The 18,675-nt window shown below is 31.7% G+C and carries 12 protein-coding genes; 4 read left to right on the plus strand and 8 right to left on the minus strand.

Translation table 11 applies throughout. The features are described from left to right. Positions 1-228: 228 nt before the first annotated feature. Complete coding sequence (gene clpB, locus LQ617_RS04605) at positions 229-2,826, minus strand: ATP-dependent chaperone ClpB (RefSeq protein WP_239739705.1); 2,598 nt, start codon at positions 2,824-2,826, stop codon at positions 229-231. A gap of 170 nt (positions 2,827-2,996) precedes the next feature. Between clpB and LQ617_RS04610 the strand changes: the two genes are divergently transcribed. Beyond that, entirely contained in the window at positions 2,997-3,689 is a 693-nt protein-coding gene (locus tag LQ617_RS04610; RefSeq protein ID WP_159315239.1) for a Crp/Fnr family transcriptional regulator, read from the plus strand. A 72-nt stretch (positions 3,690-3,761) separates the two neighbouring features. Here the strand turns inward: LQ617_RS04610 and LQ617_RS04615 are convergent, their stop codons facing one another. After that, entirely contained in the window at positions 3,762-4,070 is a 309-nt protein-coding gene (locus tag LQ617_RS04615) for a metal-sulfur cluster assembly factor (protein ID WP_037588867.1), read from the minus strand. A 119-nt stretch (positions 4,071-4,189) separates the two neighbouring features. Between LQ617_RS04615 and LQ617_RS04620 the strand changes: the two genes are divergently transcribed. From LQ617_RS04620 to LQ617_RS04630, 3 genes are read left to right on the plus strand one after another with little or no spacing between them, the layout of a single operon-like run. Beyond that, on the plus strand, positions 4,190-5,002 hold the full coding sequence (locus LQ617_RS04620) for a Cof-type HAD-IIB family hydrolase (protein ID WP_037588866.1): 813 nt from the start codon (positions 4,190-4,192) through the stop codon (positions 5,000-5,002). A gap of 12 nt (positions 5,003-5,014) precedes the next feature. Then, positions 5,015-5,860, plus strand: coding sequence for a DegV family protein (locus tag LQ617_RS04625; protein ID WP_204173392.1), 846 nt, complete (start codon positions 5,015-5,017; stop codon positions 5,858-5,860). 6 nt (positions 5,861-5,866) lie between these two features. Next, the gene (locus LQ617_RS04630; protein ID WP_239739706.1) at positions 5,867-7,198 is read left to right on the plus strand and encodes a CoA-disulfide reductase; all 1,332 of its coding nucleotides are present in this window, start codon (positions 5,867-5,869) and stop codon (positions 7,196-7,198) included. Between the two features lie 136 nt (positions 7,199-7,334). Here the strand turns inward: LQ617_RS04630 and LQ617_RS04635 are convergent, their stop codons facing one another. The 6 genes from LQ617_RS04635 to addB all read right to left on the minus strand — a co-directional run bounded on the left by LQ617_RS04635 (position 7,335) and on the right by addB (position 18,675). After that, positions 7,335-8,756: an alpha-amylase family glycosyl hydrolase gene (locus LQ617_RS04635; protein ID WP_239739707.1), complete on the minus strand. Its 1,422-nt coding sequence runs from the start codon at positions 8,754-8,756 to the stop codon at positions 7,335-7,337. A gap of 153 nt (positions 8,757-8,909) precedes the next feature. Then, positions 8,910-9,254, minus strand: coding sequence for a YisL family protein (locus LQ617_RS04640; RefSeq protein ID WP_037588863.1), 345 nt, complete (start codon positions 9,252-9,254; stop codon positions 8,910-8,912). A gap of 206 nt (positions 9,255-9,460) precedes the next feature. After that, positions 9,461-10,366: a fumarylacetoacetate hydrolase family protein gene (locus tag LQ617_RS04645; protein WP_037588862.1), complete on the minus strand. Its 906-nt coding sequence runs from the start codon at positions 10,364-10,366 to the stop codon at positions 9,461-9,463. Positions 10,367-10,442: 76 nt separating this feature from the next. Beyond that, positions 10,443-11,570, minus strand: coding sequence for a DUF418 domain-containing protein (locus LQ617_RS04650; protein WP_239739708.1), 1,128 nt, complete (start codon positions 11,568-11,570; stop codon positions 10,443-10,445). Next, positions 11,570-15,208 (minus strand): helicase-exonuclease AddAB subunit AddA, encoded by a 3,639-nt coding sequence (gene addA / locus LQ617_RS04655; protein ID WP_239739709.1) that lies wholly within the window; start codon positions 15,206-15,208, stop codon positions 11,570-11,572. Before addA ends, LQ617_RS04650 begins: the two co-directional genes overlap by 1 nt. Continuing rightward, positions 15,205-18,675 carry a helicase-exonuclease AddAB subunit AddB gene (addB, locus tag LQ617_RS04660; protein WP_239739710.1) on the minus strand — a complete coding sequence of 1,157 codons (3,471 nt, stop codon included), beginning with the start codon at positions 18,673-18,675 and terminating at the stop codon, positions 15,205-15,207. The genes addA and addB overlap by 4 nt, the downstream gene beginning before the upstream one ends.

The following is an 18,675-nucleotide window of genomic DNA, read 5'->3' on the forward strand; positions in this document are numbered from 1 at the left end:
AATAACGCACCCACTATTTGCACTTCTAATCAAAACTGCTAATAACGATACCAGTATTTGCACTTCTTACCAAAACTGCTAATAACGTACCCAGTATTTGCACTTCTTACCAAAACTGCTAATAACAACCTCAGTATTTGCACGTCTCACCTAACTTGCTAATTACTTCATTGCTACCTTTTACACATCACCAAAAAAATCCCGCCAATTACATGACGGGATTCATTATTATGCATTTACTTTAAATTTAACTTCACCATCTACTAAGTGTACGTTTACTATTGTACCTTCTTTTAATTCTTGACCGATCATCAATCTTGCTAATGGTGTTTCAATTTGTCTTTGTACAAATCGTTTCAATGGTCTTGCACCAAATTGTGGTTCATACGCTTCTTCAGCTATCCACTCTTTCACATCTTGGTCTACACTCACTTTGATGTGTTGATCTACTAATCGAATGTTTAAGTTTGTAATAATATGATCTACGATATGACTCATATCTTTAATAGATAATGGTTTGAATAGTACGATATCGTCCATTCTGTTTAATATTTCTGGTTTAAAGTAAGCATGCAAGCTGTCATCTACTTGTTTTTTAGCTGATTCTTCAATTTCACCATTTTCAGTAACACCATCTAATAAATATTGTGAACCAATATTACTTGTCATAATGATAATTGTATTTTTAAAATCAACACTGCGACCTTTTGCATCTGTTAATCTACCTTCATCTAATAATTGAAGTAATACGTTAAACACATCATTGTGTGCTTTTTCAATTTCATCTAATAAAATAACTGAATATGGTTGTCTTCTAACCGCTTCTGTTAATTGGCCACCTTCTTCATAACCTACATAACCTGGAGGCGCACCAATTAAACGTGCTACAGAGTGTTTTTCCATATATTCACTCATATCAATTCTGATCATATGTTTTTCAGAATCAAATAATGTTGCTGCTAATGTCTTAGCTAATTCAGTTTTACCGACACCAGTAGGACCTAAGAATAAGAAACTACCAATTGGTCTATTTGGGTCTTTAATACCTGCTCTTGCTCTTACAACAGCATCTGACACTAGATCTACTGCTTCATCTTGACCGACAACTCTTTCATGTAGAATGTCTGAAAGTTTAAGTAATTTTTCTCTTTCAGTTTCAACAAGTCTTGATACTGGAATACCTGTCCATTGACTGACGATATAACCAATTTCTTCATCTGTTACAACTTCTCTTATAAGTCGGTCATGATCAGAGCCTGTTTCTTCAGCAAATGCTTCTTCTAATTCTTTTAATTCTGCTTCTATTTGTGGAATCTTGCCGTGTTTAAGTTCTGCTGCTTTAGCTAAATCATATTGATTTTCTGCATTTTCAAGCGCTTGTTTACTTTCATCTAATTCTGCTCTTTTATCTTGTAATGATTTGATTTGTTCTTTCTCTTGTTCAACTTTACTTTGTAATTGTTGTTGTTTTTCTTTTTCATCGGCTAATTCTTTTTGTAATTCTTCTAGACGAATTTGACTGCTTTGGTCAGATTCTGATTTAAGTGCATTTTCTTCAATTTCTAACTGCATGACACGTCTATTTACAGCATCTAATTCAGTTGGATTAGAACCCATTTCTGTACGTATTGTTGCACAAGCTTGGTCTACTAAATCTATCGCTTTATCTGGTAAGAATCTATCTGTAATATATCTATCTGATAATTCAGTTGCTGCTACTAACGCTCTATCTTGAATACGAACACCATGGTGTACTTCATATCTTTCTTTCAAACCTCTTAAAATTGATATAGTATCTTCTAAGTCAGGTTCTTTAACATTTACTTTTTGGAAACGTCTTTCTAATGCTGAGTCTTTTTCAATGTATTGACGATATTCATTTAAAGTTGTTGCACCGATACAGTGTAACTCACCTCGTGCTAACATTGGTTTAAGCATGTTACCTGCATCCATTGCACCGTCTGTTTTACCTGCACCAACTAGCATATGAATTTCATCAATGAATAATAAAATTCTTCCTTCAGATTCTTTAACTTCTTTTAAGACTGCTTTTAATCTTTCTTCAAATTCACCGCGGAATTTGGCACCAGCTACTAGTGCTGATAAATCTAATTCAAAAATTGTTTTATCTAATAGTGATTCAGGAACATCTCTTTTAACAATTCGTTGAGCAAGTCCTTCTACAATTGCTGTTTTACCAACACCAGGTTCACCTATTAATACTGGATTATTTTTAGTTTTTCTACTTAATATACGAATCGTATTACGAATTTCCTCATCTCTACCGATTACAGGATCCATTTTCCCTTTTCGAACTTCTTCGACTAAATCTCTACCGTATTTAGATAATGCTTCATATTGTACTTCAGGATTTTGTGATGTCACACGATTCCCTCCTCTTATTTTATTAATAATTTCATTAACGACTTCTTTTTTGTTGCCTACAATATCGATTGTTGTTTGGTCAACTTCGATAGCTGCTTTTAAGATATGCTCCATAGACATATAGTCATCTTGCATTTCTTCTTTAATTTTATCTGCTTTATTAAATAATTCATTAAGCTTTGGCGAAATATATTGTCCATATTGGACGTTATCACCTTTAACTACAGAATATTGTTTTAACTTTTGTTCATATTTATCTTTTAAAATTTCTGTATCAATATTTGCTCTTTCTAGCGTTCTTTTATAAATACTTTCATCTTCATTTAATGCTGCAAGTAATACAGCTTCTATTTCAATATTTTGTAGTTGATATGATTGTGATAATTGTTGTGCTTGTTCAATTGCACTTTGTACGGAATATGTCATCTGATTAATATCCAAATGTATCACCTCTTTAAATTTTCAACGGCCAATAGTTTGACTATCTTTGACCTTAATTTGATTATATACCTTTTGACCTTCTTTGACAAATATAAAGCACCAAAATTACAAACCTTTTTTATGACATTTTATGGTAAACTATAATTGAAATCATAAGGGGAAGTGATCTTTTGCAAACTACATATACAGAAGCAACTTCAATTATTGAGTATATTATTCAACATGGTCAACGACACCATTTTGATGCCCACCATTATATATACCATACTGGAGACTTATGTAATCATATTTATGTAATTGTAGAGGGAAAAGTCATTACACATCGCGTAATGGAAGACGGGAAAGAATTTAATACTAAACTATTAGGCAGACATAGTATTTTCGGTTCGACAACATTATTTTGTGGAAGAAAGACACATAGCCTTTCAGCAAGAGTAAAAGAAGCAGCTGTCGTATTTAGTATTCCTAAAGTACAATTCGAAGAAGCCATTTTAAACGATGAAGTACTTAAATATGAATGGTTACTGTGGGTACAAAATGAAAACGAAAAAAATGAATATCAAATTAGAGATGTCTACACACTTGGAAAAACGGGTGCATTCTATTCAATATTGATTAAATTAGCAAATACTTATGGCATACAAGATGGTAATAACATTTTGATAAATGTAGATTTAACCAATCATGAATTAGCTAATTTTTGTAATGTAACAAGAGAAAGTGTTAACCGTATGTTGAGTAATTTAAAGAAAGAGAAAATCGTCTCCATCAATCATAAGAAAATCACCATACACGACTTAGATTATTTAAAGAGAGCCATCAATTGCGAAAATTGTCCTTTATCCATATGTAGGATAGAGTAAGACAACTATAAACAACAAAAGCAGTAGAGCTGCATGTTCTAAACATGATGCTCTACTGCTTTTTGATTACTTTTAGCTTACACCTAATGCAATTTTAGCGTAACGTGACATTTTGTCTTTGCCCCAAGGTGGATTCCAGACAATGTTAACTTCTGTTTCTTTAATTTCAGGTAATTCTGCTAATGCAGTTTTAACCTGATCTATAATTTGTGGCCCCATTGGACAACCCATAGAAGTTAAAGTCATTTCTACTGTGCATAATCCTTCGTCGTCTAAGTCAACGTTATATACAAGACCTAAGTTAACTATGTCAATTCCTAGTTCAGGGTCAATTACATTCTCAAGTGCACCGATAATACTATCTTTCATTGCTTCTTCCATATTTTCACCTCATTCTAAAAGTTACTATATATAATATATCAAATTTAAAGCATGGGTTAAAGAAAATGATATGATATTATTGTATGTATCATAAAGAAAAATGGTAAGGAGTTATCGATATGGAAAAACATTTAATTTGTTTAGATTTAGATGGCACATTATTAAACGATGAAAAGCGCATCTCACCTTTTACTAAAAAAGTATTACAGTATTTAAAAAAATCCGGTCATGAAATTATGATTTCAACTGGTAGACCATATCGAGCAAGTGTGGATTATTACAATGCAATGAATATGAATACCCCTATCATTAATTTCAATGGTGCTTATATTCATCATCCAACAGATAATAGGTTCCCAACGAAACATGAGCAATTTGATACGCGTATCGCATACAAAATTTATAAAGATATTAGTCAACTTGATATTAAAAATATTATTGCTGAAGTTAAAGACCAAGTGTATATCAACAACTATGATCAATCATTATTTGAAGGTTTCAGCATGGGCAATCCTGAAATAAAATATGGAGAACTTGATCAATTACTACCTGAATCTCCAACTAGTTTATTAATTCAAGCAGAAGAAAGTGAGATTCCACGTATTAAAAGACATTTAAATAAACATTATGCTGAATTTATAGAACATCGTCGTTGGGGTGCTCCATTTCCTGTTATTGAAATTGTTAAAAAGGGTATTAACAAAGGTAAAGCGGTAAAATATGTCGCAGAATATTTAGATATAGATTTTGATAATATTATTGCTTTTGGTGATGAAGATAATGATTTTGAAATGATTCAATTTGCCAATTATGGTATCGCAATGGGAAATGCTATTCCAGAACTTAAAGAAATTGCAACAGAAGTTACAGACACTAATAATAATGATGGTATCGGAAAATACTTAAACAAACATTTTGACTTAAATATGTAAGGGGATTTTTACATGAAAATGATCGTGGATAGTGGTTCAGATTTAACGTTATCACAAATTGAAGAAAAAGGATTTTACTTCTTACCTTTCGGAATTGTCATTGATGATCAAAATAAAGTTGATCAATATGAAATCTCAAACGAAGAAGTATTAGCAGCAATTAAAAACAATAAACATCCAAAGACGAATCAAGCTACTATGGAACAAATGACAAAAGTATTTACTGAAGTTGCAGAAAAGAAAGAACAAGCCATTTACTTAGCTTTCAGTAGTGCTTTAAGTGGGACATATCAAACGGCTTGTTTAGTTAAAGAACAAGTGAAAGAAACATATCCAGACCTTGATTTAACGATTTACGACACATTAAGTGCATCAATGGGATGCGGTAAATTAATTCTCGATGTACAAGATAAAATTGAACAGTCCTATACTTTTGAAGAGCTTGACGCTTATATTAAAGAGCGAATTGATAAAATTAGACATCTATTTACAGTTAAAGATTTAAACTATTTAGCTAGTGGTGGCAGACTTTCTAAAGGACAAGCGTTTTTAGGTAATTTATTAAATATTAAACCACTCCTTCATGTTGAAGAAGGTAAACTTGTTCCGATTGAGAAGCATCGCGGTTCTAAAAAATTATGGCATGCCATTATAGATAAGATGCAAAAAGAAAATAGTGATTACTCTGATGACATTATTTATATGACACATGCTGATGATATTGAAGAAGCTGAAAAAATTAAAGCACTGATACAATCAAATCTTTCACCTAAAGATGTTGTCATTTCAAATATTGGTCCAGTTATATGTTCACACACTGGTAGTGGCACAGTCGCTATATTCTATTATAAGGAGTGATGGTAAGTGGCTAAAATTATCGTAATCGGTGCAGTTGCTGGAGGCGCAACAGTTGCATCGCAAATTCGACGACTTGATCCGGATAGCGACATTACAGTTTATGAAAAAGATAGAGATATGAGCTTTGCAAACTGTGGCCTTCCCTATTATTTAGGAGAAGTCGTAGAAGATAGAGATATGATGTTATCAGCAACACCTGAACAATTTAAAGACAAAAAACATATTACAGTTAAAACGTATCATGAAGCAATTGAATTAAATGATGCTAAAAAAACAATCACGATTAAAAATCATGAAACTGGCGAAGTTTTTGAAGATGCATATGACAAACTTATTTTAAGTCCGGGTTGTCGTGCAAGACATTTAGGTTTTCAATCTGACCGTGTATTCACATTAAGAAACTTAGTTGATACTGACAAAATAGAAGACTTTATTCAAAAAGAAAATGTTCAATCTGCATTAATTGTCGGTGCTGGTTATGTGAGTTTAGAAATTTTGGAGAATTTATATAATAGAAATATCCAGACAACTTTGATACATCGTAGCGACCACATTAATAAAAGTATGGATAAAGACTTAAATAAAGTCATATTTGATGAGTTAGAAAAACGACATATTCCTTATAGATTAAATGAAGAAATTGCAGATATTTCAGGACGAGAAGTAACTTTTAAATCCGGTAAAACAGAGTCATATGACATGATCATTACGGGTGTTGGAATTGAACCGAATAGTGATTGGTTAAAATCATCTTCACTTAAATTAAATGAAAAAGGCTATATCCCAGTAAATGAATATTTCGAAACGAATTTAGAAGGTGTATATGCATTAGGTGATGTGATTGAAACATTCTATAGACATACAAAGAAACCAACTAGTGTCACTTTAGCTTGGGGTGCCCATAGAGCAGCAGCATTAATCGCCGAAAATATTACATCAAATTCGTCAAGTCCTAAAGCTACTTTCAAAGGTTTACTTGGTACGAATATAGTAAAAATGTTTGATTATGCATTAGGTAGTGTTGGTGTTTCAGAAAGTGAACTTTCAAATTATGATTATGAAGTAGTTGAACAAACTCAAAAACAACATGCTGGCTATTATCCTAGTGCCGAACCACTTACATTACGCGTTTATTTTGATAAAGTAACACGCAAAATATTACGTGCATGTGCAGTCGGTAAAGATGGTGCTGATAAACGAATTGATATTATAGCTACAGCAATAATAGGAGACCTGACAGTAGACGAACTACGTGATATCGAGATTGCTTATGCACCACCATTCTCTAGTCCAAAAGATATTGTAAATATGATTGGATATAAAGCACAATCAAAATAAAAGCATGTGATTCATAATAGATCGACCCGAAAACGATGTTTTTCGGGTCGGTAATTTTATTTATCGGTCCAGAAACACACCCCTACGACCTCTAACAATGATAAAAGCTGGGACACGGATGTCCCAGCTTTACATATTATTGATTATTCTTTTGTCGTTTACTTCTTCTTGATACTAAGAAGATAAATAATCCAAATAATAGGATTACAAGTACTGCTGCAACTAAATAACTATTATTCAGTCCTCTTTCATTAATAATTGCGTATAGTTCACTTTCTTCTCTATCTGTAATTAAGTCATATCGATTATCTTTACCTTTAATATTATCTCCTAATATAAGGCCAGATAGCATTTTATTTTTTTCAATAACCTTATCATCTAATGTAACTTTTTTAGACTTACTGCTATCGTTAATATTCAAGATATAATCAATCGTATTTGTGTCATAATAAAACAAGTTTGTACCTTTATCATGCGGCAATACTTTCACTTTACCTTCATACAATTCTTGATATTGTTTAAAGGTATCAGCAATTTTTTCTAAATATTTTATAACTTCTTTATCCGTTCTAAAGTTCTGTAGCTGATTGATTGTTTCGATTTTCGAACCGTTTACAGCTATTTCTGTACCATAGTTCATCATAACTGGGCCTTTATATCCCCACATATATGTCATTAATTGTTTAATACGTGTTCCAGGGAATTTGTTCTCATCTGCAGCATGTTTTGTGAAACGTTCTGTAAACCAAGTGTCTGCAATGAGTACTTCACCTTTTTGATTATAAGCAGGAATTTCGGTATTTTCAGTTTTAAATGCATTTTGAATAGCTGTACGTGTACCATTTGTCGATAAATGTTTAAAGTTTTTTGCATTTATGCCGTCTTTATTAATGATACCGTATGTATCCAATCCTTCTGGTAGAAACGCCTCAGCATCTATACCATCTTGAACGATATTCATCGAAACACCATCGACATGATATTTATCTACAAAATTTTTAACTTTCGCTTTGTAAATACCTTGATTCTCACTATTCTTCAAATCTATAAATTGATCATTTTTAAAGTATGATTTTTGAATTTGGTTTAAATCACCATTTGTAGATTGCTTAAAATCATCTGTATATGTAACTGGCATATCAACGATAATTTTCATATCTTTTTGATGCACTTTATCAATTAATGATTTGAATGCTTTTTCTCCACCCAGTACTTTGTCGATATCATCATAGTTTTTCACTTTATATCCTAAAAAATCTTTCTGATCATGTGAAAAGACTGGTGAAATATGTATCGTATTAAATCCCATATCATGAATATAATCTAGCTTTGATTCAATCCCTTGGAAATCCCCTCCAAGTGGTAAATCATTCGATTGATTATTATTTTTAATCATCTTATTGTTGTCGTTATTTCCATTCATAAAACGATCAACCACTAAACTATAAATTCTAGGGTATTTAACATCCTCGTATTCTTTCTCTTTCGCAAAAACATAGCTACTAAAAAGTGGTGCGATTAATATAATCGATATGATTATCTTTGTCCATTTATTCATTTATTCAACCCTCTTTATTACCCAATTAATTCTATTATACTAAAACGTTTACTTAACTGATAGAACTACATGAAATTGTCATAAATAAATTCAATAAAAAAATCCATTCATGTCTTGTAATTACAAAATCATGAATGGATCTTAAAGTAGCTATTAACCAAAGTGTAATACGCCCATTGGTAAATAACTACCTAATAAAATCGTTAATACCATTACAACAATTGTTGCAATGAATAATCCTTGGCTGTTTTTATTCTTTTTCTTCTTAGCAATTGTCACTTCAATTAAACCAAGAACTGCAAGTCCAAGAATAAATTTAATACCATATAGCATACCGTTAATTCCCATAGCTTGCATGAAAATAACAAAACCAGAAATTAAAGTAAATACCATGAATAATCTTAAGACCATATGCACTGGTTTATTTGTAACTTTCATGTAGACAACGAAGAATAAGATAATCGTAACTAACCAGCTAAAAATATGGAAATGTATCATATTTAGTTCCCCCCAAATATTCATATTTCTTTTCCAATAGCATTATAACATAGGAACAATTAGAATAAGCCCATTTTTGCAAAAGCAAATATTAAAGTTAGCGCATAATTCACAATTTATTCAAATGTTCGTCCTACTAAAAAGAATACCCCCTATTCCAAGTTTCTAACACTCGGTTTAGAAGGTACTCTTATTTATCACTTTAATTATTTTTCACTAATGAATGTTGTTAATGTTCCGATACCATCAATTGTAACTTTAATTTCATCACCTGGTTGTAAAAATTGTGGTGGGTTCATACCTGCACCAACTCCAGCCGGTGTACCAGTAGCAATGATATCCCCTGGATGCAATGCTACATATTTAGAAATTTCAGCAATTAATTCGTCGATTTTTAAGATCATTTCATTTGTATTACCATCTTGACGAATTTCATTGTTCACTTTAGTGACAATATTAACGTCTTCAGGTAATGGTAACTCATCTTTAGTTACGATATATGGACCCATTGGGCATCCACCTGTTAATGATTTAGAAAGGAATGCTTGATCATGTTCCTTTTGAGCATTTCTATCTGTAATGTCATTGATGATTGTATAACCATATACATAATCTAAAGCTAATCCACGTGGGATTTTCTCTCCATGCTTACCGATTACAACGCCTAATTCACCTTCATAATCTAACTTGTCTGTTACATCTTTATGATTCGGAATTTCTGCGTTATCACCAGTTAAAGATGATGCTGCTTTAGTGAATACATATAATCTATTAACTTTATTATTTAATTCTTCAGCGTGTTTTTTGTAATTACGTCCGAAAGCAATTACATTATTTGTAGGTGTTACAGGTGGTAAAAACTCGATATCCTCGAAGCTATATTTGTAATCGTCTTTCTCAGCAGATTCTTCTACTTTAACGACTGCTTTACGAACTGCTTCTTGGAAATCAACATTTATATTTAATTGTAAACCTTCTAATAATGTCTTAGGATTAAAACCTTCTTCTCCAAAGTCTGCAAATACTTTGCGTAAATCCCAAACCGCTTCTTCGCGTTTTACTTTCACACCGTATGAAGTGATATCTTTATGTTTAAAAGTTAAAAATTTCATTCACTCTGTCAACTCCTTCTTATTCTTAATTTCGATTATACCGAATTTTTAGATAAATCGCATGCTTTTCAATCGATTATTTTAAATATGTTACTTTTCTCCATAATTTTTCCAATGGTCCTTGTTTAAATTTCATTAAATACAGATAACTCACGATAAGTTGCACGCAATAAATAACAATACCTATGATATAAATGGTTAAGACAGGTAACTTACCATAGAAATTAAACCCAACACCATAGAATATGAAAATACAAATTACACTTTGCATAATATAAGTCGTTAAGCTTAGTTTTCCGATTGATTGTAATGGCGTTAAAATTTTTCGAGCTGTTTGATCTTCACATAAGATGACAAAGAACATAATATAGCTCAATGCAACAATTGGGCCACCAATCATCTGACTCATTAATTGTGATGTCACTGAACCTTCTAATACAATTTGAATCATTTTAATCGCTAAACCTAAAATTAATACAACAACGCCTATCACCATATATAGAATTTTATGTTGTTTAATTTTATTAAACCAATTAATTTGATGTGCATAAATACCGAATAGCATAATCGGTAAAATAGTAAATGGTCCAACTAAAATGGCGTTCGCAATATTCATACCAAAATATTTCAAATTAAAGCCAATAATCGATACATAATCAGCACTTGATAATATATTATTAACTCTTTCTAATTCTTGTAATCCTACAAAGCTTTCTATTTGTGTGACATCTTTTAATAAAATCATTGGCAGTAAATATAACAGTACAAATATGCCGATTCCTATTGATAGTGCAACTAATGTATATTGTGGTTTCAAGCGCACAAATATGATTGCTATTAAACCTAACAATGCATATGTTGATAAAATATCACCATAAAAAATGAACACGCCATGAATGATACCTAGCAATAATAAAAATAATAATCTTCTTGTAATCATTGGATAATAGTTTAATCCCTTATCCAAACTATTTTGATACATTATAGACAAACCATAACCAAATAAAAATGCAAATATTGGATAAAATGAAGCGATTATAAATAATGAACTGATTTTAAACCATGCACCATCTTGATGTTGAAAAAACTCAAACGGATTGATGATTTGATATGGATATGCAAAGGTTAAAATATTCATAAGTAATATACCTAGTAAACTAAACCCTCTTAAAGCATCAATACTAAATATTCTTTGTTTTGCCATTAATGATTCTCCTTGATGTGTTTCGTTCCATATTGAAAGAAGTATAAATAACCTTCAACTGGTTTCTTCAATATTGTTTCTAAAGTATTTTGATAATAACGCATTTGAACGTCATACTTTTGTTTCATCGTTTCTGCTACTTCTTCTTTTGTTTTGCCTCTACGAACGATAAATGCATCTGTTTTATAATCTATAAATGATACTTTATCTCCTTCAATAAAAATACAATCTATCATCCCTTGAATTATGGGTTTATTATCTTTTTCAGAAACATCGAAAGATAAACCTTGATCGATATCATCTTGACCAACTACAAAAGGTACCTCTCTCATGACTTTATCCGCATTGACTAACCTTTTGTATAAATCAGATTGTGTAAATACTTCTATTAATGATAAATCTAAATCTTGCATAGCATCATCAGGTAGTATTTCTTTATCCATCAACTCGTGTACAAGATTTTGTAAATCTTCTACAGATAAACCTCCTTGTTTTAAAGGAAGATGTTGCATAACTGCATGCATCAAAGTACCAATTTCTGCACTTTGTCTTTTTTGTTTAGTCATAAACTTAGGTCTGTCATAAGATTTAGTACCGAGCTGATATTGTCTCACAATTTGATAATCCGTTCCCGCTTCTTCAGTTTCTCGCTGACGTTTAATTTCAGAAACAGATTGTTTTGCTGCAATGTTTAACAGTTGTTCATCCGGATATTTGTACACCATCTGATTATAGATTTCATCCTTTTTCTCAGAAGGTTTATATTTCATAAGTGTATCTAACGTTGGTTTCTCGTATGAGATATCTTGTTCTTCATCTTGTTCTTCGTCACGTATAATATTGATATTAAAAGATTCACTTCGTTCAGACTTAAATGGCATTGAGTGTGATAAACCATTATCTTTCGATTTAGCTAGAACTGAAGAGATAAGATCAAATGGTGATTTCGCCTTCACTCTATATTCAGATTCAATTATTTCATCTTGATCTACACTTACGAGTCCTATTTTTTCGAGTGCTTTATCACCTTTAACTCGACCAATAAGATATAATCCTTCTTTAGCTCTCGTTAATGCGACATATATCAATCTCATTTCTTCAGAAATCATTTCTGTTTCATTGATATTTTTAAATATAATAGATGCTAATGTAGGGAATGAGACTTCTTTTTCAATATTGAAATATGTTAAAGCTAGTCCATATCGGTTATTTAAGATAACATGCTCTCTCAATTCAGTACGGTTAAATTCGCGTGTAATACCTGAATAAATAACAAACGGAAATTCCAGACCTTTACTACTATGAATCGTCATCATACGTACAACATCATCATTCGGCCCTATAACACTTTCTTGTCCGAAATCTTGTCCACGATCGATTAATTCATCGATAAATCTAATAAATTGGAAAATACCTCTTAAACTTGATGCTTCAAATTGTATAGCTTTATTTAATAAGCCGTATAAGTTCTGTCTTCTTTGAACACCACCAGTGAGGCCACTAAAGTAAGAAATTAAGTAATAGTCATTATACAATTTATCCAACAGTTGCCATACTGGAACAGACTTACTATATGCTTGATAGTCTTTCAATTGCGTTAAAAATTGATTAAGCTTTTCTACTAGCGCTGCATCCGCTTCTGGATTTGACATATATTTATGAATAGAATCTATATAGTAAATTTCTTGCGGCGCTTTATTTCTAATTTCAGCAAGTTCATCTTCTTTAAATTGAAAAGCTATCGAACGCATAACACCAACTAAATATTTATCTTGCAGCGGGTTATCTATTACTCGTAAAAATGAAAGCATCAATCTAATTTCATTTTGTTCGAAGTAGCCTTTTTTCGATTCTACATAAAACGGAATATTCGCTTCTTTAAATTGTTGTTGCATGTGCATCGCATTACTATAACTTCTCTCAAGAATCACAATATCTTTGAATGTTGCTGGTCGATAACTTTGCGTTTTTCGATCAAATACGCGTTTGTTATCTAATATATATTGCACTTTATCTACAATAGCCTTTGCTTCAATTAAATTATTGTCTTCAACTTTAAAAGAATCTTGGACGATAATATCCATTTCTAGTGGCGTATGTTGTGAATCATAATCTGCACCGTAATACAATTTAGCTTCATCGTTATATTCAATTTCACCTACAACTTCATCCATCATATGTGAAAAGATAAAATTCGTATTATCGAGTACTTCTTTTCTAGATCTAAAGTTCTTAGATAAATCAATTACTTCACCTGATGCTATTTCCGAATCATTAAATCGTTTATATTTTTCTATAAATAATTCTGGCTCAGCTTGTCTAAATTTATAGATGGATTGTTTCACATCACCAACCATAAACAAGTTACCATTATGCTCTTCTCCACGTTTAATACAACTGATGATAGCCTCTTGTACTCTATTAGTATCTTGATATTCATCTACTAAAATTTCATCAAAGTAATCTCGATATTGCAATGCAATTTCTGAAGGATTACCATCATCATCTGTCAAAATTTCTAATGCTAAATGTTCATAATCAGAGAAATCAATAATTCTTTTTTGTTGTTTGAGCGATTGGAAATATTGAATGACATCTTTAGTGATATCCGCAATCACTTTCACTCTTGGTCCCATATCTTTCATATCTTGAATTAAATCTTCTCTACTTCTGCTGAGATAACCTTCAGTCAGTTCTTTTAAGTGGTCAATATAAGCTGTATGATAGTCTTTACCAAGTACCAGTAATTGCTCTGATCCTTCATTTTCAGACTTAATCTTTGCACTATTTGTCGGTAATTTCTTTGCTGCCATATCTAAATGTATTTGATCAAGTGGCTTACTACCTTCAAATACGCGCTCTAACCAAATACGTTCACCTTCTAAATACTTCACATGTTTATCTACTTCATTTAAATGCTGGTAGCAATCTATTGACTGATACAAAGCATTTTTAGCACTATCTAATTTACGATAAATAAGTTGGTCAAACATTTTAAAATAAGCATGATTTTCATCAATTTGTTCATATGGTTGATCCAATTCATTTAACCACGCGAAAGGATCTGCATGTGCAATACTAAATCGATACAAACGGTTCAATAATGCTCTTAAAGGCTCGTCAGAACGGTCATTGGATAAATGCTCAACGATTTCTAAAAATGTCTGTTCATTCTTTTCATAATAGCTTTCTAACACATCATCTATCGCTTGTTCTAATAAGACAATACTCTCAACTTCATTTGCAGTTCTAAAGTTTGGGTCAATATCAATTGTGTCATAATGTGATTTGATTAATGTTAAACAAAAGCTATGAAGTGTAGAAATTTGAGCTTGATGAATTTTAATTCTTTGTGATTTCAAATGTTCATCTTCAGGATATTTAATGCTTTCTTTTTGAATCGCAGCATTGACCCTTGCTTTCATTTCTCTTGCACTTGCGTTAGTGAAGGTTACTACAAGCAGCCTATTGACGTCTTGTTTGTTACGCATAATTTTTTGAATTATACGCTCAACTAACACAGCTGTCTTACCGCTTCCCGCTGCAGCTGCAACAAGAATATCTTTCCCTTCGCTATATATCGCTTTCCATTGATCATCCGTCCACTGTGCATCTATCGGCTTTTCTGGCAATGTCATTCTTCCGCCTCCTCTCTCAAAATATCGATGATTTCATCTTTCGTTAATGTATGTTCAATTTCTCTATATTGCTCTGTATCAGTTATAGGATCGATGTGACAAACTGATTTAAATTCACAAAATTGGCAAGGTAACCGCTTTTGATAGCGCATAGGTGAGACTTCTGTATGCCCATCCATAATTTGTGTAGCTGTTTCAACAAAGTTTTCTCTATTTTTATTCATTAATTTGAAAAATAGTTCTTCATCTAAAGCTTTACTATAACTATTTAATTCACCATTTTTCTTTTTCGTAACAGGAATCATGTCAGATTTTAATTGATCTATCAATTTATCATCAAGCGCATCGACTACTTCAGGATTTCTATTTACATAGCCGTCCATTTTGAATTTTTCAATGGTTTGTTGATAAATATCATCTACTTCTGGAATTTCTCCCCAACTTGTTGCTTTAATTTCAGGTTCATGCACATGGAAATACAATAATGCACCAGGTGATACGTTATCTTGTAGATTTAACAAAGCTTTATTTTGTAGTACGACATCTAAATACGTAAACATTTGCATTTGCATGCCATACATTACTTTAGTTAAATCTAAACTTGTCACAGATGACTTATAGTCAATAATGGACACATAATCTTTATCTTTACCTTTATATACGTCCAATCTATCAATTTGACCTCTAATATTAATTGGAATTTTTCGTTTCGTTGCTAAAGGTGTCGTTTTTAATTGATGTTTAGATGTTGCACCAAAGTTTAATTCAAATTGATAAGCTTTGAATTTTGAATGACTTGTTTGATACTTCATTGCTTCTAATGTAGATTTCAAAATGTTTTGGATGCGTAATTTTAAATATCTATAATGTGCAGTACGATGTAGAACATCAAATTGAATTTTAGGCAAGCTTTCATCGATAGCTTCGTTTATGAGTTTAGTCATGGCTTTTGCTGATAACTTACTAAAGTCTCCATTTACTTCATCTGAAATATATTTTAATGTTTGATGGAATATATTACCGATATCGACACTTTGAATTTGATATTTCGTACGTTCGTTTAATTTTAAACCGTGTGAAACGTAATGTTTAAAAGGACATTGATTATATGTTTCAAACCTTGATACACTGGCATTTATTTTCTGCCCATAAAGTGATTCAGATACGTCTGTATTCAATTGGACTGTATCATTTTTGTACGTTAAAGCTGATGTTAAAAATTGAACAGTATGGTCTAAATGATTAATATCTAATGAAGCATGATACGCATCCAACCATATATCATTAACAATTTCATCATTCATCCAATCATTTAAATGTTCAAATATATGCATTTGACTTTGATGTTCATGTTCTAATAGTTGGATTGGATTGTGCTCTATATTTGATTTTAGTGATTGAACTTCAAGATTTGTAAATAGCGATTGAATCGTATTGATAAATGGACTCTTTTCTCTAATTTCGCCACCATCAGACATTAAACTATATGTGAATACAACTTCTTTCTTAGCGCGTGTCATCGCAATATAACATACAAACGCTTCATCCATTTGTAAAATATCACTCGTCGGGCTTAATTCTAAACCGCTTGATGCTGCTAATTCTTTCTTCTCATCGTCTGTTAATAACAACATTTGATTAGATACTTTCGGTAAAACACCGTCATTCATACCAAGCAAGAATACAATTTCTTTATTGTCCACTTTGGCTAAATCCATATTACCGACTGTTACTTCATCTAGTGTTTGCGGAATCATTGAGAATTCTAATTCATCCAATCCTCTATCCAATATTTCGATGTATTCATTTAAAGAAAGCTTTACATCGCCTAACACTTCTACGATGTCATCAAATATGCGAATTGTGCCTTCCCATACTTGGTCAATTTCTTCCGCTTCTTCAAACTGATGCTTTATTTCTAATTCATCGCGCATCGTCATTAAGTGCGTAGGTAAATCAAATTGTTCGATAACGCCATATAATCGACTCGTAAAGTCTTCTACTGTTTGACTATCCGCTAAAGCTTCGTTCAACTTTTCAATTCGATTCACAACATAATCTTTCAAATCGATGACACTTTGCACTGTTTTTCTATCTTCTTCTATAAATGTATCTTCTTCTTTTCTTAATGATTTTTTGCCGAGTTTTTCAAAAGATTCAACTGTGAAAAATTCTGGATTCATCCATCTCTTACCAGATATCCCTCTTTCAAATGCATAGTTTTCTAATATATCAATTAAATATGGCGCATTTGGGATATGGCTTGTTAAGATGCCTGTCTTCAACATGCGCATGACAGGTTCAAATCTCCATCCAGTTTGAATGACTTCTAACATAGACCTTAAACATTCAATGAAAGGATGATATGCCATTTTCTTTTTTGCGTCATGATTATATGCAATATTAAAATGCGGTAATACCGTTTCAATCAACTGCTCATAACCTGGATCACGATAAAGTATCGCGATGTCTTTATAAGACAATTGTTCTTCTCTAGAACGTCTTAATATCTCTCTCGCAACGTATTGCACTTCATCTCTCATATTGGATGCTTCAATAATTTTCAAATCTTCACTATCAATGGTATTCGGAAGTAATGCGTCAAATTGACTTTCCAAATGCTTTAATACTTTTTGATTATTGAATCGTTCCGTTGTCTTAAAGTGCGTATAGTTAATCTTAAGTTGTAATGAATCCGCAATGTCTTCAACGTGATTGAGAGATTCCGATGTTTTTCTAAATAAGCTAAATGGATCTTTGTCTCCATCTGTCGTTAAACCAATTGTAACCGACTTACTATATTTAACTAATGCTTCAATAACACGGTATTCAAGTGTTGAAAAGTTATGAAAACCATCTATATAAATATCGGCTTGTTTGATGTAGTCTGAGTTTGGAATTTTCTCAATTAATTTATACAAGACATCTTCTGCTTGTACATAGCGGCCGTTTAATTGATCTTCTAACGCTTTATATATTGTTTCGATATCACTAAGTTTATCTTTCATTCTTTTAGGAATAGCTTCGTTATGTTCAATATAATGTGATAAATCATCAGGACTTACATTATATTTCTTGAAGTCTTTAATCTCATTCATCATTTTATGACTAAACCCATAATGTTGAATGGTAGACTGATATAAATTTAATTGTTTTTTATGTGTATGTAATAAGTGATATGTAAGCATTTCTAACGCTTCATCTGAAATTTGTTGTTCAACAAGACCGCCTTCATCACTTAAAACTCTCCAACTTAATCTTTCAAATCCGAATACTGAAGTTCGAATACTTCCTTTTAAATTAGGATTTTTAACAAATGCTTGTTCATATTGGAAGGTATTTTGAGTTGGTGTCAAAAATATAATTGGGTCTCCTAATGGATCTTTAATCATAGCTTCAGTCATTTGGTTAAGCATTTGATTCGTTTTCCCGGTCCCACTTCGTCCAATCCATACATTTAATTGCAT

It is taken from the genome of Mammaliicoccus sp. P-M59, assembly GCF_022386135.1.
GTDB classification, from domain to species: domain Bacteria; phylum Bacillota; class Bacilli; order Staphylococcales; family Staphylococcaceae; genus Mammaliicoccus; species Mammaliicoccus sciuri_A.

What these genes read in the sequence shown, in the direction of transcription:
- addA (WP_239739709.1), bottom strand. Translation starts at nt 15,208, where the DNA reads ATGACATTGCCAGAAAAGCCGATAGATGCACAGTGGACGGATGATCAA.
- LQ617_RS04650 (WP_239739708.1), bottom strand. Translation starts at nt 11,570, where the DNA reads ATGGCAAAACAAAGAATATTTAGTATTGATGCTTTAAGAGGGTTTAGT.
- LQ617_RS04620 (WP_037588866.1), top strand. Translation starts at nt 4,190, where the DNA reads ATGGAAAAACATTTAATTTGTTTAGATTTAGATGGCACATTATTAAAC.
- LQ617_RS04645 (WP_037588862.1), bottom strand. Translation starts at nt 10,366, where the DNA reads ATGAAATTTTTAACTTTTAAACATAAAGATATCACTTCATACGGTGTG.
- addB (WP_239739710.1), bottom strand. Translation starts at nt 18,675, where the DNA reads ATGCAATTAAATGTATGGATTGGACGAAGTGGGACCGGGAAAACGAAT.
- LQ617_RS04635 (WP_239739707.1), bottom strand. Translation starts at nt 8,756, where the DNA reads ATGAATAAATGGACAAAGATAATCATATCGATTATATTAATCGCACCA.
- LQ617_RS04640 (WP_037588863.1), bottom strand. Translation starts at nt 9,254, where the DNA reads ATGATACATTTCCATATTTTTAGCTGGTTAGTTACGATTATCTTATTC.
- LQ617_RS04625 (WP_204173392.1), top strand. Translation starts at nt 5,015, where the DNA reads ATGAAAATGATCGTGGATAGTGGTTCAGATTTAACGTTATCACAAATT.
- LQ617_RS04615 (WP_037588867.1), bottom strand. Translation starts at nt 4,070, where the DNA reads ATGGAAGAAGCAATGAAAGATAGTATTATCGGTGCACTTGAGAATGTA.